Origin of the sequence: Streptomyces uncialis (assembly GCF_001905345.1) — a bacterium.
GTDB classification, from domain to species: domain Bacteria; phylum Actinomycetota; class Actinomycetes; order Streptomycetales; family Streptomycetaceae; genus Streptomyces; species Streptomyces uncialis.
Map to the genome: position 1 here is coordinate 600537 of NZ_LFBV01000002.1, position 24339 is coordinate 624875.

Annotated in this window: 23 protein-coding genes and 1 pseudogene; 2 read left to right on the forward strand and 22 right to left on the reverse strand. The window is 72.0% G+C overall.

The window, feature by feature from the left end; genetic code table 11:
- Nucleotides 1-10: 10 nt before the first annotated feature.
- From AB852_RS10905 to AB852_RS10960, 13 genes are all read right to left on the reverse strand, one after another.
- Nucleotides 11-1558, reverse strand: coding sequence for a VWA domain-containing protein (locus AB852_RS10905; protein ID WP_079184506.1), 1548 nt, complete (start codon nucleotides 1556-1558; stop codon nucleotides 11-13).
- Nucleotides 1555-2943 carry a hypothetical protein gene (locus AB852_RS10910; RefSeq protein WP_178391009.1) on the reverse strand — a complete coding sequence of 463 codons (1389 nt, stop codon included), beginning with the start codon at nucleotides 2941-2943 and terminating at the stop codon, nucleotides 1555-1557. The genes AB852_RS10905 and AB852_RS10910 overlap by 4 nt, the downstream gene beginning before the upstream one ends.
- The gene (locus AB852_RS10915) at nucleotides 2943-3443 is read right to left on the reverse strand and encodes a hypothetical protein (RefSeq protein ID WP_073786463.1); all 501 of its coding nucleotides are present in this window, start codon (nucleotides 3441-3443) and stop codon (nucleotides 2943-2945) included. The genes AB852_RS10910 and AB852_RS10915 overlap by 1 nt, the downstream gene beginning before the upstream one ends.
- Before the next feature lie 419 nt (nucleotides 3444-3862).
- Entirely contained in the window at nucleotides 3863-4291 is a 429-nt protein-coding gene (locus AB852_RS10920; protein ID WP_073786466.1) for a hypothetical protein, read from the reverse strand.
- 171 nt (nucleotides 4292-4462) lie between these two features.
- Complete coding sequence (locus AB852_RS10925; protein ID WP_079184507.1) at nucleotides 4463-10675, reverse strand: DNRLRE domain-containing protein; 6213 nt, start codon at nucleotides 10673-10675, stop codon at nucleotides 4463-4465.
- A 421-nt stretch (nucleotides 10676-11096) separates the two neighbouring features.
- Nucleotides 11097-11468, reverse strand: coding sequence for a cupin domain-containing protein (locus AB852_RS10930; protein ID WP_073786469.1), 372 nt, complete (start codon nucleotides 11466-11468; stop codon nucleotides 11097-11099).
- A gap of 224 nt (nucleotides 11469-11692) precedes the next feature.
- Entirely contained in the window at nucleotides 11693-11866 is a 174-nt protein-coding gene (locus tag AB852_RS10935) for a CsbD family protein (protein WP_073786472.1), read from the reverse strand.
- A 168-nt stretch (nucleotides 11867-12034) separates the two neighbouring features.
- Nucleotides 12035-12247 (reverse strand): DUF5133 domain-containing protein, encoded by a 213-nt coding sequence (locus tag AB852_RS10940; RefSeq protein ID WP_073786475.1) that lies wholly within the window; start codon nucleotides 12245-12247, stop codon nucleotides 12035-12037.
- Between the two features lie 239 nt (nucleotides 12248-12486).
- The gene (locus AB852_RS10945) at nucleotides 12487-13509 is read right to left on the reverse strand and encodes an iron-containing redox enzyme family protein (RefSeq protein ID WP_073786478.1); all 1023 of its coding nucleotides are present in this window, start codon (nucleotides 13507-13509) and stop codon (nucleotides 12487-12489) included.
- Entirely contained in the window at nucleotides 13506-13661 is a 156-nt protein-coding gene (locus AB852_RS10950; RefSeq protein WP_107499228.1) for a CDGSH iron-sulfur domain-containing protein, read from the reverse strand. The genes AB852_RS10945 and AB852_RS10950 overlap by 4 nt, the downstream gene beginning before the upstream one ends.
- Nucleotides 13662-13887: 226 nt before the next feature.
- Complete coding sequence (locus AB852_RS10955; protein WP_073787704.1) at nucleotides 13888-14562, reverse strand: HemK2/MTQ2 family protein methyltransferase; 675 nt, start codon at nucleotides 14560-14562, stop codon at nucleotides 13888-13890.
- Between the two features lie 80 nt (nucleotides 14563-14642).
- A complete protein-coding gene (locus tag AB852_RS39645) occupies nucleotides 14643-14798 on the reverse strand; it encodes a DUF6131 family protein (protein WP_099280811.1) in 156 nt (51 codons plus the stop codon).
- A 131-nt stretch (nucleotides 14799-14929) separates the two neighbouring features.
- On the reverse strand, nucleotides 14930-15826 hold the full coding sequence (locus AB852_RS10960) for an RNA polymerase sigma factor SigF (protein WP_073786481.1): 897 nt from the start codon (nucleotides 15824-15826) through the stop codon (nucleotides 14930-14932).
- A 267-nt stretch (nucleotides 15827-16093) separates the two neighbouring features.
- Between AB852_RS10960 and AB852_RS10965 the strand changes: the two genes are divergently transcribed.
- Nucleotides 16094-16315, forward strand: a complete 222-nt coding sequence (locus tag AB852_RS10965; RefSeq protein ID WP_073786484.1) for a DUF6479 family protein — start codon at nucleotides 16094-16096, stop codon at nucleotides 16313-16315.
- Nucleotides 16316-16488: 173 nt separating this feature from the next.
- Here the strand turns inward: AB852_RS10965 and AB852_RS10970 are convergent, their stop codons facing one another.
- Entirely contained in the window at nucleotides 16489-16716 is a 228-nt protein-coding gene (locus AB852_RS10970; RefSeq protein WP_206606907.1) for a ferredoxin, read from the reverse strand.
- Nucleotides 16713-17903, reverse strand: a complete 1191-nt coding sequence (locus tag AB852_RS10975) for a cytochrome P450 (protein WP_073786490.1) — start codon at nucleotides 17901-17903, stop codon at nucleotides 16713-16715. Before AB852_RS10975 ends, AB852_RS10970 begins: the two co-directional genes overlap by 4 nt.
- Before the next feature lie 111 nt (nucleotides 17904-18014).
- Here AB852_RS10975 and AB852_RS10980 point away from each other — a divergent pair, with 111 nt between their 5' ends.
- On the forward strand, nucleotides 18015-18704 hold the full coding sequence (locus AB852_RS10980) for a TetR/AcrR family transcriptional regulator (protein WP_073786492.1): 690 nt from the start codon (nucleotides 18015-18017) through the stop codon (nucleotides 18702-18704).
- 222 nt (nucleotides 18705-18926) lie between these two features.
- On the opposite strand, the pseudogene AB852_RS10985 reads toward AB852_RS10980, so the two are convergent.
- From AB852_RS10985 to AB852_RS11015, 7 genes and pseudogenes are all read right to left on the reverse strand, one after another.
- A pseudogene (locus AB852_RS10985) lies at nucleotides 18927-20171 on the reverse strand (S8 family peptidase); the annotation flags it as partial.
- A gap of 169 nt (nucleotides 20172-20340) precedes the next feature.
- Nucleotides 20341-21024: a response regulator gene (locus AB852_RS10990; RefSeq protein WP_073786494.1), complete on the reverse strand. Its 684-nt coding sequence runs from the start codon at nucleotides 21022-21024 to the stop codon at nucleotides 20341-20343.
- Nucleotides 21021-22259 carry a sensor histidine kinase gene (locus AB852_RS10995; protein ID WP_073786496.1) on the reverse strand — a complete coding sequence of 413 codons (1239 nt, stop codon included), beginning with the start codon at nucleotides 22257-22259 and terminating at the stop codon, nucleotides 21021-21023. Before AB852_RS10995 ends, AB852_RS10990 begins: the two co-directional genes overlap by 4 nt.
- 23 nt (nucleotides 22260-22282) lie before the next feature.
- Nucleotides 22283-23017, reverse strand: coding sequence for a hypothetical protein (locus AB852_RS11000; protein ID WP_073787706.1), 735 nt, complete (start codon nucleotides 23015-23017; stop codon nucleotides 22283-22285).
- A gap of 185 nt (nucleotides 23018-23202) precedes the next feature.
- Complete coding sequence (locus AB852_RS11005; RefSeq protein WP_073786498.1) at nucleotides 23203-23667, reverse strand: hypothetical protein; 465 nt, start codon at nucleotides 23665-23667, stop codon at nucleotides 23203-23205.
- Between the two features lie 35 nt (nucleotides 23668-23702).
- On the reverse strand, nucleotides 23703-24023 hold the full coding sequence (locus AB852_RS11010; RefSeq protein WP_073787708.1) for a toxin Doc: 321 nt from the start codon (nucleotides 24021-24023) through the stop codon (nucleotides 23703-23705).
- Between the two features lie 53 nt (nucleotides 24024-24076).
- Complete coding sequence (locus AB852_RS11015) at nucleotides 24077-24337, reverse strand: ribbon-helix-helix protein, CopG family (RefSeq protein ID WP_073787710.1); 261 nt, start codon at nucleotides 24335-24337, stop codon at nucleotides 24077-24079.
- Nucleotides 24338-24339 lie beyond the last annotated feature (2 nt).

The following is a 24339-nucleotide window of genomic DNA, read 5'->3' on the forward strand; positions in this document are numbered from 1 at the left end:
TGGGGCCTTTCTAGGTGAGGAACGTCTTGAGTTCGTGCACGAGCTTGCCGATATGACCGGAGATCACCGGTGTGCCGAGGTCCTTGAACCGCTCCCGGAACCAGGGGTTGACGCTGCCCCGTCCGGAGCTGGTCACGGAGCCCACGGGGATGAGTCTGGCTCCCGAGCGGTGAACGGCGGTCATGCTCTCGAAGAGCGGCCCGGCCTGCCATTCGTAGAAGTCGGATATCCACACGACGGCGGTGTTGCGGGGTTCGGCGATCTTCGGCTGGGCCAGTGCCATGGCGACCGTGCCGTCGGTGCCGCCGCCGAGGTTGGTGCGCAGCAGGGTCTCGAAGGGGTCGTGCGCCCACGGGGTGAGGTCGAGTGCCCGGGTGTCGTACGCGATGAGGTGGACGTCCACCTTCGGGAGCCCGGCGAAGATCGACGCCAGGATGGTGCAGTTCACCATGGAGTCGACCATCGAGCCCGACTGGTCCACGACGACGATCAGCCGCTGGGGAGTCGTCTTGCGCGCGGTGTGCCGGTAGTAGAGGCGGTCGACGTACAGCCGCTCCTCCTCCGGGCTCCAGTTGGTGAGGTTCTTCCAGATCGTGCGGTCGAGATCGAGGTTGCGGTAGACGCGTTTGGGCGGGACGGAGCGGTCCAGGGGGCCCACGGTCGCCTTCTCCACCTGGGTGCGCAGCACGGCGGAGACCTCGTCGACGAATCGGCGGATCAGTGCCTTGGCGTTGGCCAGCGCCACACCGGAGAGGTTGTTCTTGTCCCGGAGCAGCTGTTCGATCAGGGACATGCTGGGGGTGAGGCGTGCGGCGAGATCCGGGTCGGCGAGCACCTCACGCAGTCGCATGCGTTTGACCAGGTCGGCCTCGATGGCGTCGAGTTCCGGTCCGATCGTGGGAATGAGGCGGCTGAGATCGGGCGTCGCACACGGGCCACCGGTGCCGGTCGCGGCCACGCCCGCCCCCGCGGCACCCGTACCTGACCCACCCGCAGCGGCACCCGGTGCGGCGCGGCCACCGCGCAGTTCGCCGGGGCGGCAGCCGAGCGCGCGTTCCAGCCAGCCCGCGTCGGACTGCCAGCGGGTCAGCTGTCCGGCGGTGACCGCGCCGGAGCCGGAGGCGAAGACATTGAGCAGGACCTTCGACACGAGTGCCGCGCGCCGTACCTCGGCTGCCCGGTCGCGGGTGCCGTCGTCGTCGGGGGCGGGTGCCATCAGGCCGTCGAACTCGGAGCCGAGCTCGGGGTGGCGCTGCACGATCGAGTCCACGGAGACCTGCGGGTCCAGCAGCGCCGACGGCAGACCGATGTCCTCGACGACAGCGAGACCGGCGGATTCCAGCGCGGGCTGTTCCTCGGCGTCGAAGAGGCGGGCGAGCAGCCGCCAGTACAGGACCTGGCGGCGGTTGTCATGGGCGTCGGCGGGGGCGGTTCCGTGGCCCCGCCCGGCCGGTGGTTCGCCCGCCGCGCCACCGGTCGGCCGCTCGGTCGCCTGATCCGTGGTGGAGGTGTCCTCGGTCGTATGGCCGGTCGTGCGGCCGGTCGTGCGCTCGGTCATTTCCGCAGCAGCCTTCCCGCGCGCTCGCGCAGCACGGTCACGGCGTCGGTGGCGGCCTTCTCGGCCCGGGCACCGGCCTTGTCGGTCGTGCCCGCGGCCCAGCCACCGGCGTGGATGACGACGGGCTTCTTCCGTACGATCGTCTCCACGGCCAGAGGCTGGACGCGGAACGCTCCGGCGTCCCAGCGCAGCAGCCCGACGCACGCGCGGGACGCCGCGACGGCCTCGGGGGTGAGGGGTCCGGCGGTCGGCACCCGGTCGATGTCGACCGTGAGCGGCTGCCCGGCGACGGTGAACGTCATCGCGTCCCCGTCCTCCTGGACGGCACATCCCTCCAGGAACACGGGCACGGCGATGCGTGCCGGATGGCGGTCCAGCGGGGCGGTCGCCGCGTCGGTGGCGGCGGGCAGGGCGACGCGGGCCGTGGTCAAGGCGTCGGCGGGTTCCCCCGTACGCGCGTGCTCGTCGCTCCAGATCAGATCGCCCTCGGCGGTGACCGGCATGGCGTCGAGGTCCATCGAACGGCCGTCCCGGACGGCCGCGAGCAGCGGCATGTGCGGGCGGAGCAGTTGCCAGAGCCCGGCTCCCACCACGGTGTCGGGCTTCGGCACCGACACACTGGCACGCACCAGCCGGGGCGCGCCGCCGTCCGCGGGTTCGAACACGGCGTGGATCTGTGCCTGCGCGGCGGTCGGGTGTTCCTGGAGGTCGATGCCGAGAGGGAGCAGACGGCCGGTGGCCGTGCCCGTCACAGGCATGTCGGCGGCTCCGGGGAGCGTCAGCAGCATCGCGCGCGACCACAGGTCGGCCCAGCGGCGTGCCGGGACGCGTTCCAGGGCGGCGCCCGGACAGGACGCGGCGAGCTCGGCGGCGAAGCCGTCGAGGAGGGTCGCCAGACGGCGCAGGTCCGGGTCGGGGAGCATCGCGGAGATGATCCGCGCCGACCCGGAGACCAGCTCGTGGTCGATGCCCTGCCAGCCGCGGCCCGCCAGGTCGGACAGCCAGGAGCGGGCGGCGGTCTGGAGATTCGCCGCCTGCCGTCCGCCCGCCGCCGGGGCGAACTCCTTGTCGCGCGGCCGTCCGGTCGCCTCCGCGATCCGGGTGATCAGCGCGTCGTGGACGGAACCGAGGAGGGCGGTGCGGGCGGCGGCCAGCGCGACGAGGTGGTCCTCGCCCGCGGCTCCGGCCGAAGCCTTCTGTGCCGCCTCGCCGACCCCGGCGGCGAGCGGGGTCCCCGCGACGGCGCGGGCGAGTCCGGTCAGGCCCTTGGCCTGGGCGGGCCCGGGACGGAGCAGTCCTCCGGCGAGTGCGAGGTCGAAGGCGTCGACGGCCGTCAGCGCTTCGTCGAGCCCGTCGACGGACGCGGTGAGCAGATCGGCGCGCATCACGCCGCCCTGGTCGGCGGGAACCACTGCATCTCCGGCAAGGGCGCCGTGACCGGGGTGAGCTCCAGATAGGCCAGGTGGTGCAGGAAGCGGCTGAAGACGGACGCGGCGGCGGTGCTGTCCCCCTGCGGCGGACGGACCGCGCCCATGGCGGCGGTGACGGCCTGGGCGTCCGGCTCGCCGTCCGCGACATCGGCCTTCAGATAGCGGGCGACCCGCCCGGCACCGTACTGGAGCACCGACTCAGCGATCAGGGACCGGATGTGGTTGCAGAACGAACCCCGCGCGCCGCCGCAGGGCCGGTTGTTGTTGGTGCTGCATGTGAAGGCGTGGGTACCGGCCGCGACCGACGAGACATAGACCCGTCCGGCGTCGGACCCGCTGGACACCACACCCTGCAACCGCCCGTCGGCCAGCTCCACGAACGGGACCTTCGCGAGTTTGCGCGGCCTCGCGGATGCCGTCACCCGGGCCGTGCTGGACCTCTCCCAATAGGACAACGCGCCATCTCCTCTGCGCCAGGGGGGTGCCCACGCCGGACCGGCGGGACACGACTGAACCTAGCGGCGACCACTGACAACGCCGTCCCGCTGCGCCCGAAGCCCGCCGTGGGCCGGGTGCCCTGTGACCAGGCACCGGTATTGTTCGTAGGGCTGAAGACCCTGTCGTCGTCGAGGAGGGGCGCCGTCGCTGTGGGGACGGGGTCGGTGTCGGTGATTCGGCTCCAGTGCGCGTACACGCCGACCGGCGCGGGGATTCCCGGGCAGGGCCGGTACGGCGGTTGTGGCCACCGTACGAGGGGCCGGCCCGTTCGGGTCCGGCTGTTCGGCCGGGATCACCGCGCGCCGGCCGTCGTCCCAAGGCCCCTCCGTGGCCCCCGCGGACGGCCTTCTCGGACGGCGGTCCCGGACGAACGGGCTCAGCCGTCGATCCTCCAGTGCCAGTTGCCGCCCCGGGCCGAGAGCGCGATGCCGTTCTCGCGTACGTGGAGGATGTCGTCCCGCTGCTCCCACTCCATGCGCAGGGTCTCGTCCCGTGGGTCGCCGCCCAGTACCCGCTTCCACAGCGGGCCCTCGGGGGCGCCGGGTGTGCCGAGCGCGAGGGAGGTCACGTGCTCCAGCACCAGCGTGACGGGGCCGAGTTCGCGGTACGGCTCGGTCCCGGACTCCGTGTACGCGCGGGCGAAGGACAGTTCCGCCCGCAGGGTGGCGCCGGTGGGCGACACGGTGAGTCCGAAGCCCTCGGACTCGATGTCCAGCTCACCGGTGCCCGGGACGCGCCAGCCGGTGATCTCCCGCCCGGAGTGTCCGGGCTCGTCGTCGAGGACCGGGGTACAGCCTTGCCACATCGGGTGTCGACCTTTCGTCGGAACGGAGGAAACGGTTGAGCGGTGGAACGCGGAACGGGGCGTGCGGGCTTGCGGGCGTGTGGGGCGGTGGCGTTCGGGGCCATGGCGAAGGGTGCGGGTGAGGAAGGGGTGTGCCTTCCTCACCCGCACCCGGGCTCACGTCAGCTCACCTCACAGGGAGCGCCACGCACGGTAGATGTGGCGCAGGCCGGGCCGGTAGGCCCACTTCCCGTACCGCTTGCCGCCCCGGTAGTACTGCACATGGGGGAAGCCCATGTACTTCTTCCGGTACCGGATGCGGCGCCAGCTCGCGCCGGCACCCTTGCCCTTGGGTCGCGCGCCCCACTTATTGTAGTGAGGCTTCTTGCCGCGGACGTCGACCCGGTAGCCCCGCTTGGTCTGGATGCTGTTCTTGACCGAACGCTTGGCCAGGTACCGCGAGCCGCCCCGGATCGCGAGGCTGCGCAGGATTCCGCCGCCGGAGACCATCGAGACCGCGCCCGCGATCCTGCGGGTCCGCTTGCCCGGGCACCACCTGGAGCAGGCGTAGGCCGCCGCGCCGACCGCGAACCAGGCCCACCGGCCGTCGAGGTCGTAGCAGTTGAGGGGCTGCCCGTAGCAGTAGTCGTAGGCGTTGGCGTTGCCCCCGAAGTCCGGGTCGGGGGACATGAAGCGGCCGGTGGCCGGGTTGTACAGCCGCGCGCCCATGAGGGTGAGACCGGTGAGGGTCTCGCTGGAGCGCTGCTTGCCGCCGAGCCAGCCGTAGCGGATCTCGGACTGTCCGCCGCGCGGGTTGCCGTACTCGTCGGACTCCACCGCGACGGGTGCCTGGCCCGCGGTCAGCGGGAGTTGCAGGGACACGTCGCCGTGCAGGTTGGTGACCTGGAGGACGACGTCGCCGGTCTTCCCGGTGGTGGCGGCCAGATCGCCGCCCGCCGCGTCCACGTTGCGGGTCAGCGCGCCGGAGCCGTTCTCGGTGATCCAGCGCGGGTTGTCGCCGTCGCCGTCGTAGTGGTTGACCTTGGTGGCCTGGAGCGTCCAGGTGCTGCCGCTGCCGCTCTCCACCTGCCACGAGCGGAACCGCAGCGCGGAGTCGAGGCTCCAGGTCTGGCGCTTGCCGTCGGCGGTCTGCCGGTGGACGAGGTCGTTGGCGTAGTAGCCGATCGTGCCGTTGCCCGGCGCCGTGGCGGTCCGGCCGAAGGCGTCGTACGCGTAGCCGGTGTCGACGACGCGGTCGGCGCTGTCGTAGGTGTGGGTGGTGGTGGTGCCTCCCGTGGTCGGGCAGTCGGCGCCCTCGGTGCCGGTGGCCGCCGTCAGCGTGGTGCGGTTGCTGCGGCTGTCGAAGCCGTAGGCGCGCCGGGTGCACACCGTGCTGGCGGTGTCCTCGACGGTGGTGAGACGGCCGGTCGCGTCGTACCGGTACGTCTGGTCGGACCAGCCGCTGTGGCTGGTGTTCTGGGCGTGGATGGACCGGGTGATGGTGTCGGAGTAGACGAGTGTGCTGTCGCTGTCGCGGGTGTAGGTCCGTTCGAGCGCCGCGCCGGAGGTGTCCTCCCGGGTCTTCACGGTGTATCCGCCGGGCAGCTTCTCGCTGGTCACGGAGCCGTCCGCGTCGTACGCGGCCTCGAAGGCGCCGGCCACCGAGTCGGCAATCCGGGTCGGCAGTCCGCGCGGCTCCGCCGTGTGGTCGTAGGTGTAGGTGACCGTGGAGGGCACGCTGTCGGTGATCTTCACCGGCCGGTCGAGCAGGTCGTACTCGGTGGCCGTGGTGCCTCCGTCGGCGTCGGTGTACGCCATCTGGCGGCCGAGCTTGTCGAAGGACTTGGTGATCGTGCCGCCCTCGGGGGAGGACGTGGTGACGATGTCACCGCCCGCCGGGTCGTACGCGGTGGTCACCGCGGGCAGGGCCTGGCCCGAGCCCCCGGTGACGGTGACCGCGGTCTGCCGGCCTGCCGCGTCGAAGGTCATCTGGGTGGTCCGGGTGGTGCTGCCGGACACCTCGGTGACCTTGGACTCCGCGCCCCACCAGCTGTATTCGTTGGTGGTGGTGGGCAGGGTGGCCGGGTTCGAGCCGCCTCCGGTGACCGGACCGGCGGGGCCGGTGGTGCACACCGCGTCGGCCCATTCGGGGCGCCCGGCGCAGGCGCCGGTACCGGTGCCGGACCAGTAGGTGGTGACCCGGGCCGCCGCGGACGTACCGGTGGCTCCGGCCGGGATCTGCTTGGTGACCCGGCCCTGGGCGTCGTACTCGGTCTCGGTGGTGAGTGCCAGTCCGCCCGGGTCCTGGACGGACTTGACGGGCAGGCCGCGCGCCCAGTCCATGACGGTCTGGGTGGCGCGGGTCTCACCCTGCACGGTGGGGTGCTCGCGGACCTGGGCGCCCACCGTCGCCTTGGTGACCTGGTCGCGGACCTTGGCGGTGCCGTCGGTGGGACGGCCCGCGTCGTACTCGTTGACCGTCCAGGTGCGGGCGATCACCGACGAACCGGCCGGGACCAGGGTGCTGGCGCCGGACTTGAGGTCGGCGGTCAGGTCGACCCGCCGCAGCGAGCCGAACTCCTGGAGTTCGCGGATGCCGCTGTCGTCGTAGACGGAGCGGGTGGCGAGCAGGTCGGCCCGTTCGGCGGGGGCCAGCCGGTCGATGCCGAGGTCCGTCTGCACGGCCCGGTCGGCGGCGCCGGTGCCGATCGCGACGGCCCGGTTCGCGGCGGACAGTTCGCGCACGGTGTTGCCGAACGCGTCGTACTCGGTGGTGGTGATGTGGCCGCCGGGCGAGGCGGTGTTGACCTCGCGCCCGGAGACACCCAGGTAGTGCACCTCGCCGCGCCGGTAGTCGGCGGCGCCGAGCGCGGAACCGGAGTGCGAGGCGGGGACGGAGTCCGCGGGGAAGACCGCGGTCGCGTCGGTCGGGGCGTCGGTCTGGCCCCAGTCCCGCACCTGCGCGGCGCTCATCTGGTGCGGGGCGGCGGCGCCGCTGAGCGGCACGTCGTAGACCACGCTGGTGGTGGCGGTGCCCTGCTCGGTGGCGGCCGTGCCGGGCTGGAGCCCGGAGCGGGACGCCTTCAGCAGCATGCCGTCGGCGGCGGTGGCACTGCCCCCGGCCTGCCCGTAGGTGAAGCTCCAGGGGAGCTCACCCGGTTCGGTGTACGAGGTGACCCGGCCCGCGGTGTCGTAGCCGTACTGGGTCTTCAGCAGCGGGGTGATCAGCGGGTTCCATGCCTCCCGGAGCCTGCCCTGGGAGTCGTAGCGGTAGGTCTGGACCACCTTCGACGTGGCGTTCGCCGCGCCGGGCTCGGTGGACCACAGCCGGATCTCCTTCACCTGGCCGTCGATGTCACCGAGAGCGGTGGCCGTCGCGGTGGTGGCGCTCGCGTATCCGAACTCGAGCGCCCGGCAGCCCTTGGTCGCCGGAGCGGAGGTGCAGGTGGCGGCGGTCACGGCGGAGGTCGGCGCGATCACCCGCGCGGGGCGCGCCAGTTGCTTGCCGCCGACGGTGACCGTCTCGGACACCACGGTCGTCGCCGACTGGGCGAGCCCGTTCAGCAGGGTGCTGGAGACCTGCCAGGTGGTCGCGCCCGTACCGGGCTTGGTGAACTGGGTGACCGTGCCCTCGGTGTCCGCCAGGGTGAACGAGCCGGTGACGCCGCCGGTGAGGGTCAGGTCCTCCGAACCGGGTTCGGCGATCCAGCCGTTACGGGCCGCGTTGGCGGTGAAGTGGACGGCTTCGCCCTCGGCCATGACCACGTCGACCGCGTTGGCGGACACCTCACGGACATGGCTGTACTCGGACTCGGTGAGCTCCGCCGCGGTCCCCGCGACCCACTCCTTGCCGAAGATCGCCGCCTGGCCCTCCTGCTTCACGCCCTGGTCGGGCGTGCGGGAGGACGCGGAACGGGAGATCGACAGGTCGAACGCGGAGGTGTCGGTGGCCGACAGGGTGAAGTCACCGGTCAGCAGGTTCACCGTACCGGGGCCCACCTCCTCGGCGGCGGCACCGGAGGCCGTCCGGTCGACGACGACGGAGAGCGGCTCGCTGCTGCCCGAGGCGCCGCCGGGACCGGTGAAGTCGGCCTTCAGCTGGACCGCGCCGTCGGGGTTGACGGTGTCGGTCGCGTTCCAGACGAGGTTCGCGCTCCTGCCGTTCGTCAGAGCGGCCGGCCAGCCGGTGAGCGCGGTGCCCCCGGCGGTCACGTCACCCGGAGGCAGGGTGCTCCACGGGTCCGCCTCCGAACGGCGCCATGAGAACGACACCTTGTCGTACTTCGAGCCGTCGGCCTCGGCCGCCAGCGGCAGCCGGCGCGCGGTGCGCTCGCCCGGCGCGGGCCGGAGGAAGCCGCCGGGTCCCGCGTGGAAGGTGTGCTCGACGGCCTCGGACTTGTTGTCCGCCTTGTCCGCGGCGCGCACCCGCAGGGTGTGGGTACCGTCCTTCGGCGGGGTGACCTGGATGGCCTTCGGCGCGCTCGCGCCGCCGGTCGGCACCTTGGTCCACGCCACACCGTCGAGCGACCACTCCAGCCAGTTGTGGTCGGTCCCGGCGGGCGGGGTCACGGTGAACGTCCCCGGCTGACCGCCGCCCTTGACCCACTGCCCGGTCGGGTAGTCGGTGGAGGCGATCGAGCCCGGGGCGGACGGCGCGGCGGTGTCGACGGTGAACGTCTTCCACGGGGACCAGCCCGTGTTGTAGTGCGCGCTGTCGTACGGGTTGGTGCGGAACTTGTACGTCTTGCCGTTCGTGAGGACACCGGCCGGCACGGTCACCGAGGCGACCTGGCCCGAGGGCACGTACGGGGAGACGATGACGTTGCCGACCTGGGTGTCGGTGGCACTGTCGAATATCTGGAAGGTGCCGTTGACCTTGTCACCGTCGGAGTCGACGAAGGTGTCCCGCAGGGTCGGCGTGGTGGTGTTCACCGCGTAGGAGCCGCCGTAGGAGAAGTACGGGGGTCCGGCCTCCTGCTTGGTGCCGGTGCGCGGCCGGTAGTTGTAGGTGACGCGCAGCTTCGGCGGGTTCGCGGCGGCGTTCGCGGAGTTGACGCGCTTCCACTGCGCGGTGGCGGTCTCACTGGTGGCACGCAGCCCCATGTGACCGCGGGTGGCCTTGGCGGAGGACCACTCCTGGACCAGGGTGCTGACGTCGGCCTTGACCCAGCCGTCCGGCTGGGTGGTGCAGGCCGGGTTGCCGCGGGTCTCGGTGGAGGTGGCGCGCTTGGCCGTCCACGCCGGCTGGGCGGTCCAGCGGGACGATGTCGAGGCCGCGCCGGTGGACCACACCTCCCACGGATGCGCGTTGCAGTCCGTGTTCGCCGAGTGGAAGTTCCACAGGCTCAGTTCGGCGTCGATGATCAGGGCGTCCCGGACCGGGGTGGTGTTCCAGGTGAGGAACGAACGCGCGGTGCGGGGAGTACCGCCCGGGTTGGTGGTGCCGGGGTTGCCGAGGTCCAGTTCGGTGTCGGCGGACCAGTCGACGGTCTCGCCCTGCTGGACGTAGGTGTCGAAGACGTTCGACAGGGAGGACGTCGAGGGGTCCACCGTGACCGGGTACTTCGTGTCCGGGTCGGCGAGGAACTCCGCGTCCGGGGTGACCACGAGGTCGACTCCCCCGCGGGTCTTGACGACCTTCATGTCGACCTTGGCCCGGTTGGTGTGCTCCCCGGAACGCTTGTCGACGGTCGCGTCCCACATCAGGGGCGCGGGCATCACGGCCCGCTTCTTGCGGCCCGACGCGGCGTCGGTGAACAGCAGGCTGCCGTCCTTGAGCTGACGGACCTTCAGCCCCTTGGTCCGCAGCGGCAGTGTGTACGAGTACGTGTCGGCCGTGGGGCGTTCACGCAGTTCGACGAACTGCTCGAAGCCCGTACGGGTCGCCTCCACCACCAGGTCGGCCCCCGGCAGCGCGCCGGGATACGTCGCGCGGGTGCCGTCCAGCGCCGGGGCGGGCAGTCCGCCCTTCCACTGGAGCGCGATCCGCTCGTCACCCTCGCCGATGGTGACGAGGTCGCGGGCCCGGGTGTCGTTGGCCGCGGCCAGCGACCTCGGGACGGCGCCGGTCTTCCCGGCGAGCGCCAGATCGGCCGGGTGCGCCGCGGACCGCACCGATCCGTCGGCCTGCCGTTCCAGTTCGACGTCGACATCGACCCATCGGCCGTCCCGCACGAACCGCACCGGTCCGGACGACATGTCGGTCGTCAGACTGCCGTCCTTGTTGACCCAGGTCGTGGAGGTACCGCTGCGCTCCGACAGCGCCTCGACCCGCTTGCCCGACAACCGGGCCGCCGCCTTCGCGGACGGGATGTCCGCGGCCTGCGTGACCACGGGCACCGGCTCCTTGACGGGCCCTTCGGACCCGTCGGCCGCGAACGCGCCTTCCGTGAGCGCGACGGACATCAGCAGCGCGATGCCGCAGGCCGTCCAACGTGTCCCTCTGCTGTCGACTCTCCATACATGCCCTCGCTCCTCGGGGGAGGGCATGTGATCCACGACTGTCAAAGCACTTCCTGTCTTTCAGGATGCGGATACTGACAGTCGTTGAACATATCCGGACGGTAAACAGACCAAATGCCGAGTTTTCCGATCTTGGTGAGCGTGCAGCCTGCATATATGTCAGTGACATATGTCACGTACATGCAAAGATTGGAGCCGAAGTCTCCCATGCCGGGCGACTGGGGCCAGGAAGGGCGCCACCGCCCCCTTGCTCCCTTTTCGCCTATGTCGGCGGGCACGCTCCCCGGCCGCGGCAGGCGGACACGCCGACGCCCCCGGCCCTTCGCCACAGGCCGGGGGCGCGACAGAGCTTCCGGGTGGGTCCCTACGCGGACGGCGGCTTCGCGTAGTCGCCGTATCCGGTCCAGTCCACCGCGACGCAGGGTTCGTCCCCGACCACCCAGGCGTCATGTCCGGGCGCGACCCGGATGAAGTCACCGGGCCCCGCCTCCGCGCTCTCGCCGTCGTCCATGACGATCTTGATACGTCCGCTCACCACGTACCCGGTATGGGCTTCCTGGCAGCTGGCGGTGCCCGCCAGTGGCTTGATGTGCTCCGACCAGCGCCAGCCCGGTTCGAAGACCGCCCGGCCGACCGGTCCGCCGGCCGTTTCGAGGAGGTCCAGCCTGCCCTTGCCGTCCCCGAACGGTCTCGTCTCGTCGGCGGAGTCGAAACTCCGGATCACCAGTCCAGTCATGATCAACCGCCTCCCGGCGGGATTCGGCCCCGAGTCCTCCTCCAGCCTAGTCCGATGCCGGGAGGCAGGCGGCGGAGCCGGGTCGCGGGGGCCGCCGGACATGGAGAAGCCCCCGCGGAACGGGGGCTGTCGGGCTCTCTCCGGCTGTGTCCGGGGCCGCGTCCGGCTGACGGCTACGTGCGGTTACGGCCTCGTCCGGCTTCCGGTCTTCCGGCTACGTGCGGCTACGGCTTGAAGACGTCCTTGGCCTTCTCCTTGGCCTCGCGGGCCTGCCCTTCCGTCTCCTTGGCCCCGCCCTTCGCCGCCAGGCGGTCATTGCCCACCGCACGCCCGGCTTCCTTCTGGATCTTGCCCTTGACCTGCTGGCCCTTGGCGCGGGCCTTCTCGTCCTTCGCCATGACTCACCCTTCCACCGCTCGGCCTGCTTCGTCGCTCACCATCCATTAGATGCCCGATGGCGGGGATTGTCCTGCTGAAGACGGGCACGCGAATGTCCGGCGGGGTGTGCGCGTCATGTCCGGCGGGGCGCCGTCGGGACCGATCCCCTCGCGGGCGCGCTCATCGGCTCAGATGAGAGCCGGTTCCTCCTCCAGCTGGCTGCGGGCAGCGGCCATCGCGTCCTCGATGGTGTAGCAGCCGGTCGACATGCACAGCGTGTACTCGGTGTCCAGGAGCTGGCGCCGCACCTGGAGCGGAACGACGTCCCCGGACGCCTTCTCCCGCAGGGAGGCGTGAATGGCCAGCAGGTTCCTCAGTACGGCCGGGTGCGCCTTCAGCATGAAAAGCCTCCACCTCCGGGGGAGCACCGGGGACGGTCCGCTCCCGGTGCGGGCCGCGCCGGGCGGCCACTTGGGCACCGTGTACCCCCGAACAGCCGTTCCACCCCACCTTTCTCGGGTACCGGTCGGATTCTCGACCCGTACCCGAGCGGGAGCGGGGCGGAAGCCACCCCGGCGGCCCGCGCCGGACGGATCGGCGGGGGCGGGTGGCCGTCCGGCGCCGGTGGGAGGCGGGCGGGTCACAGGGGTGTGCGCAGGGAGGTGCGGCCGTCTCGCCAGGCGGCGAGGAGATGGCCGCCCAGCCGGTTCTCCGTCCATTCGGTGGCGTCGGCGCCGAAGGCGATGTCCTCGTCGAGGAAGGGTTCGGCTTCGAGGAGTCCGCCGACGACCTCCCGCCGGACGATCTGCTCATGGACCGCGTCGGCCTCCACGTGCTCGGCGTAGAAGTGGACGGCCGCGGGGCCCGCGCCGACGCGCTCAAGACCGTGGGCGAGGCGTCGCGAACCGGGCGACGAGGTGGTCTCCACGGCCGCGAAGTGGCCCACCAGCGCTCCGCGCAGCGCACGGTGGAGTCCGAACAGGGACATCAGGTTGACGTTGGTCAGCATGGGGGCGGCGGCGCTGTCGACGTACCGTCCGTACGCGGTGTCCAGTCCGAGGTCCGTCATCAGATCGGCGAACAGCCGGGCGTGGACACGCTCGGCCCGTCCGGCGCCGAACTCGTCGTACTCGACGGCGACCATCGCGGCCTTCGCCCGGCCCGTCAGCCTCGGGATGACCCAGGCATGCGGATCGGCCTCCTTGAGGTGATAGAGAGAGCGCTGGGCCGCGTACTCGCGGAACTGCCACAACTTCCCCCGCTCCTTGAGGAAATGGGACGCCCCTTCGCCGTCGGCCGGTTCGGCGACAAGCTCCGCGAGAGCTTCCTCGGCCTTTCTCGGGGGACCGCAGTCGGCCCGGAGCGCGGACAGGAAGCGGCGTTCCATTCCCGCCCTCAGCCCCAGCAGTCCGGGCTCCCACTCCCACTCCGGATCGACACCGGCGAAGCCCCGGTAGTGCAGTTCGTAGCAGAGGTAGAGGGCCAGTTGCAGATCGTCCCCGTACGGGTCCGCGACCGCGACCGCCTCCGCTGTCCGCCCCGGCAGGGCCGTTCCGACAGGCCGGGTCAACACCTCCAGGACGGCGCGTGAGAGTTCCCCCCGGTTCCGCGGCAGCGCGGGTCCCGCGGCGCGGTCGTGGCCGTCGGGCGCGGGGGCGGTCATACGGACCGCCGTTTCGTCCGGCCGCGGTGGCTGGTGTCGCACCAGGGGAAGCTCCTGCTGCGGTGGCAGACGCAGAGCGCGACGGTGAAGCGGTCCGACACCACGCTGCTCCCGTCGTCCAGGACCACCTCGACCGGCCCTTCGACGAGCATCGGTCCGTCCTTCGTGATCGTGACGCGGCGCGGTTGCCGGACGGGGCGGTCCGGCAGCGGTTGTCCGGCGGAGCGGGCCGGGACCGGCTGTCCGGCGGAGCGGTCCGGGACGGGTTCTTCGGCGGGTCGGGCCGGCAGCGGCTGTGCAGCGGCTCCGTTCGAAACCGGCCGCTCCGCGGCTGCGTTCGAAACCGGCTGTTCGACAGGCCGGGCCGGCACCGGCCGTTCAGCGGGTCCGTTCGGCACGGATGATCACCAGCTCTTCCTTCTCCTCGTCGGCGCCGACGAGCCCCCGGTGCCGCAGCCACGCCAGCCGGGAGCGCAGCACCGGGCCGAACGGCACATGCCAGCGGTCGGTGACGTGCGCTTCGAGCCCCGACCGCTCCAGTCCCGCCAGGGTCGGCGCGACGCCGCACAGCGCGGAGTGCACGAGCAGCAGCACACCGCCGGGGCGCAGTGACGTACCCGCGCCGTGGCAGATCCGGTTGAGCAGCGCGCGTCCGTCGGTGCCCGCGTCCCAGGCCACCGCGGCGCGGTGGCGGCGGACGGCCCCGGGCGCCGGGACGTAGGGCGGATTGCTCACGATGAGGTCGAAACGGCGGCCGACGACCGGGGCGAACAGGTCGCCGTGGAGGACTTCGAGGGGCAACCGCGCGAGCCGCGCGTTGAGCCGGGCGGTGAGGACGGCCCGGTAGGTGGTGTCCACGGCGGTGACGCGGGCGCCCCGCCGGGCGGCGGCCAGGGCGAGCGCTCCGCCACCGGTTCCGACATCGAGGACGGCGGTGTCCTCGGCGATGCGCTCCCGGTCCAGGGCCCGGGCCAGCAGTTGGGTGTCCTCCTGCGGGGAGTACACCGTCCACGGAGCCAGCACCGGGCCGTCTCCACTGTCGTTCCGCGTCATCGCACCGACCACGTACACCTCACAGAGTCCGCCCCGAGTCCGTCACCCGGACGGAGCTGTCCGGTGGCAGTGCCGTTCGCTCACCAGTAGTGCCGTCGGCCTCCCACCGCGTGCCCCAGGGCTCCCAGGGCCCACAGCACGACGCCGATCCCGACCAGGACGATCCCGATGGTCCACAGAATGCCGATGCCGGCCACCAGGCCGACGATCAGGAGCACGAGCCCTAGAATGATCATGATTTCTCCGGTCGTGGGGCAGCCCCCCTCACTCCAGGGTTGCTCCGTTCACCCGGCCGCACAACACGGCGGGCTCCTCCGAAGCCGGTACCGACGGGCTCCACCCGAACGTGATACGGGCCGGACCCGCCTCAACGCTCGGTGAGCATCCCCTCGCGGAGCCGGCCGAGGGTGCGGGACAGGAGACGGGAGACATGCATCTGGGACAGGTCCAGCTCGTCCCCGATGGCCGCCTGAGTCATCTCCTGGCCGAAACGCATCTCCAGGATGCGCCGGTCACGGTCCCCCAGCTCCTCCAGCAGCGGACCGAGGGCGTGGAAGTCCTCCACCAGTTCCATCGCCGGGTCGACGTCACCGAGGACATCACCGTACGAACGTCCACCCGCGCCGTGGGCCGGACCGTCCTCCTGGTCGGTGACCGGGAGGTCCAGGGAACCCGCCGTGTAGCCGTTGGAGGCCACCATGCCCTCGACGACCTCTGCCTCGCTCAGCTCCAGCAGTCCGGCCAGCTCACCCACGGTCGGAGCGCGGTCCAGTACCGCGGAGAGTTCGTCACGGGCCTTGGCCAGCTCGGTGCGCAGCTCCTGGAGACGGCGCGGGACATGGACCGCCCAGGAGGAGTCACGGAAGTACCGCTTGATCTCCCCCACGATGTACGGGACGGCGAACGACGCGAACTCCACCTCGCGGCTCAGGTCGAACCGGTCGATCGCCTTGATCAGACCGACCGTGCCGACCTGGACGATGTCCTCCATCTCCCCGGCGCCGCGGTTGCGGAACCGGCCGGCGGCGAATCGCACCAGGGAGACGTTCATCTCGATCAGCGTGTTGCGGGCGTACTGGTACTCCGGCGTTCCCTCCTCCAGGGTACGGAGGCGGTCGAAGAAGACCTTCGACAGGCCCTTCGCGTCCTTGGGGGCCACCTGGCCCGGGCAGCTGACGTGCGGAAGGCCGCTGTCCGGTGAACGGCCGGTCGTGCGCTGGTGCGTGGTGCTGTCCCGGTACGGGGCGGTTCTGACGGTCGTCATCGCGGCCGAGCTCCCTTCGGGCGGAGATGCGGAGGTGTGATGCTGCGCCTTCCCGGGCCGCGGTCATGCACACCTGACGGAGCCGCTTCCTCCGCCTTTGGCCCGAACACACCGCCCCGGTGGCGCGTAATCCCGGGGCTGCCGTTGCCGGATCGGCACCGCCGCTCTCGGGGGGACCGCCGCTCCCGTGCCGGGTGGGGCGGGAGCTGTCCCGATTTGTTGGAGTGCCGTGGACATGGTTCGCCTCTGCCGAGGTACACGCTCCATATGAGCGAACATGTCCCGTCCTTCTTTGTCCTGGCCGCCGGGGGTTCCGGTTCGCCGCTGCTGATCATCATCGGCGTCATCATCGTCGGCGCGCTGCTCGCGGCGTTCTGGATCGGCAGTCGGCGCACCGCCCGCAAGCCGAAGCCGCCGCGTGGCCCGCAGCCCCGCTCCGGCTCCTGGGACACCCCTGACTCCCCCACGGAGCCCCCGCACCGCCATTGACCCCCCGGGCCGCCCCCGGCCCCTGCCCCCCTGACTCCTGACCCCGATGGTCGGCCGCGCAGCGCCGGGACCGGCGTCAGGTGGGTGGCGGTCGGCACGGTCACGTGGTCGGCGGCGTCACGGGGGTCGGCGGCACCCGGCAGTCGGTATCGGCGTCGGGGTCGCCGTCGGCGTCAGTCGCGGCTCGGACCGATCACCGTGTTCCGGTCGAGGACCGTGATGGCCCGGGCCGGGCAGACTTCGGCGGCTGCCAGGACCCGGTCGTCCGGCTCTATCCGGTCCTCCCGCACCCGGGCGTGCTCGCCGTCCAGGGTGAACACCTCGGGGGCGATCCCGGCGCACATGCCCGACGCCAGACAGAGCCGCGGATCGACACGGGTGTCCCACTCCCGGCCGGTCACCAGGCGACCGGCATGACGCGCGGGCCGCGCACCAGCATCTCGGACTTCCAGGTCACGTCACCGGCCAGGCGCAGCCCGGGGAAGCGGGCGAGGAGCGCTCCCAGCGCCTCCTGGAGCTCCATCCGCGCCAGGGAGGCGCCCAGGCAGTGGTGGACCCCGTGGCCGAACCCGAGGTGCTGGTTGCCCGCGCGGGCGATGTCGAGGACACCCGGGGCGGTGAACCGGAGCGCGTCGCGGTTGGCGGCGCCCGCGGCGACCAGGACGGGGGTGCCGGCCCTGACCAGGGTGCCGCCGACCTCGATGTCCTCGGTGGCGTACCGGGGCGCGGCGGCGCCGCTGCCCAGGGGTACGAAGCGCAGCAGTTCCTCCACGGCGTCCGGGACGAGTTCGGGACGGGCCCGCAGCCGGGCGAGCTGGTCCGGGTGGTCCAGCAGGGTGAGGACGAAGTTGGGGATCTGGGACGCGGTGGTCTCGTGCCCCGCGACCAGGACGGCCACGCACAGATCGATCAGTTCCACCTCGGAGAGCCGGTCGCCGCCGTCCCGCGCCTCGATGAGCGTGGTCATCAGGTCGTCCCGCGGCTCCTGGCGGTGCAGCTCGATCAACCCGGCCATGTACGCGCGCAGTTCCTCGCGGTTGGCCTTGAACTCGGCGGCGGTGAGGGAGCTGGTGGAGAGCGCGGCGTCGCTCCAGACCCGGAAGCGCGGACGGTCCTGCGTGGGCACGCCGAGCAGTCGGCAGATCACCGCGACCGGCAGCGGCAGTGCGAAGCGGTCCACCAGGTCGGCGGGCGGTCCGGCCGCCTCCAGATCGTCGAGGAGGCTCGCGGTGAGCTCCCGGACCTGGGGCCGGAGCTTCTCGGCCCGGCGGGCGGTGAACGCCCCGGCCACCAGGGAGCGCAGCCGGGTGTGGTCGGGCGGGTCCATGCTGAGGATGCCGCCGTCCGCCCGGCCCTCCGACTGCCGCGGCTCGTCGCGCGCGGCGGCCGCGGCCCGGCTGAAGCGCTGGTCGCCCAGGACGAGCCGGGCGTCGGCGTAGCGGGTGACGAGCCAGGCGGGTTCGCCGTACGGCATCCGCACGCGTAACAGTCCCGGCTGGTCGCGGACGCGCTCGTACTCCTCGGCGAGCTGGAGTCCGCCGGAGGTGTTGAAGGGGTAGACGAGGGGGGTGAGGTCAGCTGTCGCCACGAGGGGCCTCCCAGTTGTAAGCAGCCGCTTACAACGGTAGGACCGGCCTCCGGAGCGGTCAACGACGCGTTACAGCCGTTATCCTGACGGGCCGTCCGAGAGGAGCCCCGCGTGGAGAAGGCCCCCGGCCCGCCGTCCGGCGAGCGCCGACGGGATGCCGCGGCCACCCGTCTCCGGCTGCTCGAAGCGGCCCGGGACCTGTTCGCCGAGCGGGGGTACGAGGGGGCGACGGTCCGCGACATCGCCGAGCGGGCCGGGGCCAACCAGGCCCTGCTGTTCCGGTACTTCGGGTCGAAACAGGGCCTGCTCACGGAGGTCGTCGCCCGGGGCGGCCTGGAACAACTGCGGGAGACACCGGCCGAGGAGCTCTTCGAGACCTCGCTGCGCTCGCTGCTGACCCGCAGCGCCGACGGAACGGCCGACCGCTCGCTGGAGGTCTATCTCCGCTCCATCGGGCGGGGCGACGAGGCGGCCGGGACACTTCGGGAGCTGGGTGAGGAGTACCAGAAGGCCCTGGCCACGCTCTCCGGGGCCGAGGACGGCGCGCTGCGCGCGGATCTGGCCATGGCCTGGCTCCTCGGCATCGGCCTGATGCGGACCGTCGCCGCCCGCGAGCCCCTGGCCGCCGCCGACCCGGACACCGTCTGCCGTCTGGTGCTCACCACGATCGAACACCTCTGGACCGTGCCCACGGACGGGACGGAGCGGGCCGCCGTGCCGGGACAGGGGGCGACCGGTACGGAGCGGGCCGCCGGTACGGATCAGCGAACCGGTACGGATCAGGGGGCACGTACGGATTAGGAGGCGCGTACGGGTCAGGAGGCACGTACGGGTCAGGGGACGCGTACCTGTTCGGGGGCACGTACGGATCGGGGGCGCGGGAGAACCGGCCGGGGCGTCACCGGCGACGGGGGCCACGGACGGACGGCCGACCGCCTCGCGGCCACCGTCCGTGACCCCCGCCGGGTCAGGTCGGGTCGGTACGGGTCGGGTCGGTACGGGTCAGGTCGGTACAGGTCAGGGGCCGATGTACAGCAGCCGGTTCGGGGAGCCGGGGCCCGGGTTGCCCACCCCGCCGGGGGTGGCGGTGGCGATCAGGGTGGCGGCCACCTGTGCCGGTGATGCGCCGGGGCTGTCCGCGAGATGCAGCGCCGCGACGCCCGCGGCGTGGGGAGCCGCCATCGATGTGCCGGAGAGGGTCGCCGTGGCCTGGTCGCCGGTGTTCCAGAGCGAGGTGATCGACACACCCGGGGCGAAGAGGTCCACGGCGCGGCCGTAGTTGGAGGAACCGGCGCGCGCGTCGGTGATGGTCGCCGCGCCGACGGTAATGGCCTCGGCCACCCGGGCGGGGGAGAATCCCGACGCGTCGGCCGCCGAGCCGCCCGCCGCGACGGTGTAGGTGATGCCGGACGCGATGGAGTTGCGCACGGCCGTGTCGAGGGCGCTGTTGGCCCCGCCACCGAGGCTGAGATTGGCGACGGCGGGCCTGACGGCGTTCGCCGTCACCCAGTCGATACCGGCGATGACCTGCGCGATGGTGCCCGATCCCGCGTCGTTCAGCACCCGTACCCCGACGACCCGCGCCTTCTTGGCGACGCCGTACCGCGTACCGGCGACGATCCCCGCGACATGGGTACCGTGGCCGTTGCCGTCCTGGGCGACGCTGTCGTTGTCGATCGCGTCGTAGCCGTGGGCGGCCCGGCCGCCGAAGTCGCCGTGGGTGGTCCGGACACCGGTGTCGATGACGTACGCGGTCACCCCCTGGCCGGCGCTGTCGGGGTAGGTGTAGCGCTGGTCGAGCGGCAGGGTGCGCTGGTCGATCCGGTCCAGCCCCCAGGACGGCGGGTCGAACTGGGTGGCGGACGCCTTGACCAGGTGGTTCTGCGCGACGGACGCAACGGCCGGGTCGGCGGCGAACTTCTTCGCCCGCGATTCCGGGAGCCGGACGGCGTAGCCGTTCAGCGCGGCACCGTACGTCCTGTCGATCGTCGCGCCGTACGCGGCGGCCAGCCGTCGGCCGGCCTTCGAACCGGCGTCCGCCGCGGACGGATGGAGTGTGACGACATAGCTGCCCTCGATGGCGCCCGGCGCACCGGCGTTCTGGATGACGCCCTGCGCGAAGGTGCCATTGACGGCGGTACCGGTAGCGGTGGCGGTACGGGTGACGGTATCGGCCGTGGCGGGTAACGCGCCGAGCGCGAGTGCCGCGACCACGGCCGTGCACAGCGACACGGTGATTCCGCGGCGGGGGATGTGGGTCGGTGACATGGGGGTCCTCCTCTACGGGAGTGCACAAACAATCAGGTGCATGCCAAGCGAGCGCCCTGGCGGAAGGCTGTCGGATCAGCCGGAATCCCGCAAGTGCCCCCCGTGCCTCCCGGGGTGGATCGGGCCGGAGCTCGGGGGCCACCCGTCACCGTGACGGTCCGGGTCCTGTTCAGGCACCGGTCCGATGAGCGGCGCTCACGAGCCCTGACTCATAAGCGCTGATCACCAACTGCGCGCGGTCCCGGGCCCGCAGCTTGCTCAGCAGTCGGCCGATGTACGTCTTGACGGTGCCGTTGCTCAGGTGAAGGTACTCGCAGATGTCGGCGTTGGAGAGGCCGCGTGCCACGAGCACCAGGACCTCGCGCTCACGTTCCGTCAGCCCGTCCAGCGAGGTGTCCGGCGCCCGGTGCGTATGCGGGAGCCGGGCGAACTCGGCGATCAGACGTCGGGTCACCGAGGGGGCGAGCAGGGATTCACCGGCGGCGACCGTGCGGATGCCCGCCAGCAGGACCCCGGGCGAGGTGTCCTTGAGGAGGAACCCGGCCGCCCCCGCCCGCAACGCGCCGTACACGTACTCGTCGAGGTCGAAGGTGGTGAGGATGAGGACGCGTGTCCCGGCCGTCGCGGGCGAGTCCACTATCGCCCGTGTCGCCTCGATGCCGTCCGTACCGGGCATCCGGATGTCCATCAGCACCACGTCCGGGCGCAGCAGCCGTGTGTGCTCGACGGCCTCGGCGCCGTCGCTCGCCTCACCCACCGCGGTCAGTCCGGGGGCGGTGTCGACGAGTACCCGGAAGCTGCCGCGGAGCAGTGGCTCGTCGTCGGCGACGAGGACCCGGACCGATCCGCTCATACGGCCTTCTCCTTCCGGCCGGCGACCGGCCCGTGCGCCGGTCCGGGCGGGAGACGGGCCGACACCGCGAATCCGCCGCCGGGCCTCGGTCCGGCGGCCAGCGTGCCCCCGTACATCGTCACGCGTTCACGCATCCCCACGAGTCCGTGACCGCCGCCCGGCTCCGCTCTCCCGGACACCGTCGCCTTCCCCGCTCCGTCGTCCACCACCTCGACACACACATCCCCTCGCGAGCCGACCGTGACCGTCACCCGGCAGCTTGCTCCGTCGCCCGCGTGCTTGACCACATTGGTCAGCGCCTCCTGCACGATCCGGTACACGGCCAGCGCCGTCCCGGCGGGCAGGCCCAGGGCGGTCCGGGTGCGGAGGTCGGTACGGACGCCCGCCTGCTCCGTACGCCGGACGAGGGCGGGCAGGTCGTCCAGCCCGGGAGGGGGAGCCGTCCGCGCCGGGCCGGGCTCCCCGGTGCGCCGGCCGACGGATTCACCGCGCAGCATCCCCAGCGCACGCCGCATCTCGGTGAGCGCCTCCCGGCCGGTCCGCTCGATCGTCCGAATGGCGTCGCGCGTCTCCTCGGGGCGTTCCCCGGCCACATGATCGGCGACCGACGCCTTCACGACGATCACGCTCAGGCTGTGCGAGACGATGTCGTGCAACTCTCTCGCGATACGCAGGCGTTCCCCGGCCAGCGCCTCGTCCGCCAGCCGCCGGACCGTACGGGCCGCCCGGGCTCTGCGTTCCCGCACGAGGCGTCCCGCCGACCACGCCGCCCCGACGAGCAGCCAGACGAACAGCGCGGTCGCGACGGCTTCCGGCCAGGGACCGGACGGTGTCACGGCCGCCTCGCCCGTGATCACCACGGCCGCCGCGACCACCAGGGTCACGGCCAGCGCCACCGACGCCCGGCGGACCGGCTCACCGAGCGCCACGACATAGACGGCCAACGCCGTGGAGACGTACGGGTCACGGGTGATGTCGAGGAGTGTCGCCGCCGACGACGCGCTCAGGACCACGGCCAGGACGGGCAGGGGCCACAGCCGCCGGACGGCCAGCGGCGCTCCCACCCAGACGGCCACCAGCAGGCCCAGCCACCAGGGGCCGGAGAACCCGGGCAGGCCGTCGGAGCCGTCCTGGTCGGCCAGTGCCATGTACACAGCTGTCACGACGGCCGCCGCACACACGTCGAGTGCCAGCAGATGCGGGCCCGTTGTCAGGCGCCGGCGGGCCTTGTCCATCGCATGACGATACCGGTGGCCGCTCATCCGGCACGTCCGAAGAGGAACATCGCGGTACCCGCGGCGCCCACCAGGAGAAGCCGTCCGATGACCGTGGCCGTTCGCGGGACCGGTCCGGCACGCAACACGGCGGCACCGAGCGGGAGCAGCGCGACGCACAGTCCCGCCGCGGCGGCGACCGACCAAGGGGTCGTCCCCTTCAGCACCCCCAGCGGCATCACCGCTGTCAGGCCCAGAGCCGTCGCGCGCCATGGTCCGAACACCCCGGAGCGGTAAGCGCCGACGGCCAGCAGGACCCAGCCGCCCATGATGGCGGCGTTCAGCGCGCTGAAGACATGGAACGCGCCATAGGTCTCGCTCACCGCCAGCGTGGCGGACGCCGCGCCCCGTACGGCCACCAGTTGGAAGCCGAGGTGTTCCACACCGGTGTGGAACACCCGGGCGAACAGGCCGAGAACCGTCAAGGTGCCGCCCCATACGGCCAGTTCCCGATGGGTGTCACCGATCCTGGCGGCGAGGAGCACCACCCCCGGCCAGAGCAGCACCCACCCGGCGGCGGCAAGCCCGTACGAGGCCGTCATGAGGTCCGGATGGCGCTCGTACGCGCTCAGTTGCGCGGGGAAGAAGAAGTCGAGGCGCAGCCGGAGCAGTACCCCGGCGAGCAGCAGCGGAGGGCCGATGACAAGGGAGGCACCACCCACCCAGCGGCCCGGCAGGGCGGGTTGCGAAACGGCGGTGGACGCGGTCGTTGCGGTCATGGGGGAACGATGCCGCCGCCGCGCGTACGGCGTCGTCGGAGCACGGTCCACACTTCCGGGTCGGACGGTGGTCGTACCGGCCCGCTCCGCGACGCCGGGGGCGGAGGTGACCGGGGCCGCCACCACGAAAGGGCGGCCGGTTGGGCCCCGGACAGGGTCAGGGGCTGGTTCGGCCCCGGACAGGGTCAGCCGTCGGACATGCCGCTCGCGCGGGCGATGCCCTCCACCGTCTCCTCGTCCTGCTTCCGCTGATGCTGCTGGGTGTCGAGCTTGTCCCGCATCGCGCGCAGTTTCTCCGGGTCGTCGGCGACCTCCGGGGGCACCAGCGACATCGCGTCCTTGACGTGCTCGCCGTCACCGAGACGCGCGACGACACGGTCGGCACGGTCCTCGTGGCCGGGCTCCATCGCGCCGATCAGGCCGAGGAGGTTGAGCAGTTCGTGCTGGACCTCCTCGGTGAACAACTCCTTCTCCTCCGGTTCCAGATCGAGCTGGAACCGGCCGCCACCGGCCTTCACGTACTCACGGATGACCTCCATCAGCAGTCCGAACTGCGCCGGGGGCATCCGGGCCCGGAGCGTCTCCACATAGAGCGCGTACCGTGCCCGGACGAGCGCTGCCGGGTCCTCGGGCACCTCTGCGTCGGCCATGACGGACTCCCTCTCCAGTGGTTCGCGGCAGGCGGTCAGATCCGCCAGGAACGGATACGGTCGGCGGCGCCGTACGCGTCGCTGCGCCCGGCGTCGATGTCGCGGGCGAGGTCGATCAGCGCGCCGTACGGCGCGTCGATGCCCTCACCCGCGGCGTTCATGTACGCGACGACGACGCCCGCGCCGAACAGGGCGTTGCGGGCCGGGAGCGGACGCAGCCGGATGACGCAGTGCATCAGGGCGGCGGCGCGCCACGCGTTGTCGACGACGGCACCGACCTTCGGGGTGTTGACGCGGTGGCGGCCGACCGCCGCCACCAGACAGCTGAAGTCGTGGATGACCGGCGCCTTGGGCATCACTTCCGCCTGGCGCTCCAGCAGCCAGCGGATGTCGACGGAGAACTCCACGGTCAGGCGGCCGGACGCGAGGCGTCCAGCCCGTCGGGATCGTCCGGGTCGTCGTCGGGGAAGGCCGCGTCGAACGCGTCGGCGTTGTCCGCGACGAACGCGCGGAACACCTCGGCGGCACCTTCGAGACGGGGATCGCGCACCGCGTTGGCCGCGGCCTCGGTGATGAGCGCGGTCACCGTGGTGCCCTCGGCCTCTGCGCGCTGCTGGAGCCGCGCGTGGAGTTCCTCGGGCACCCGGATCGTCACTGGTTTCGACGCCATGT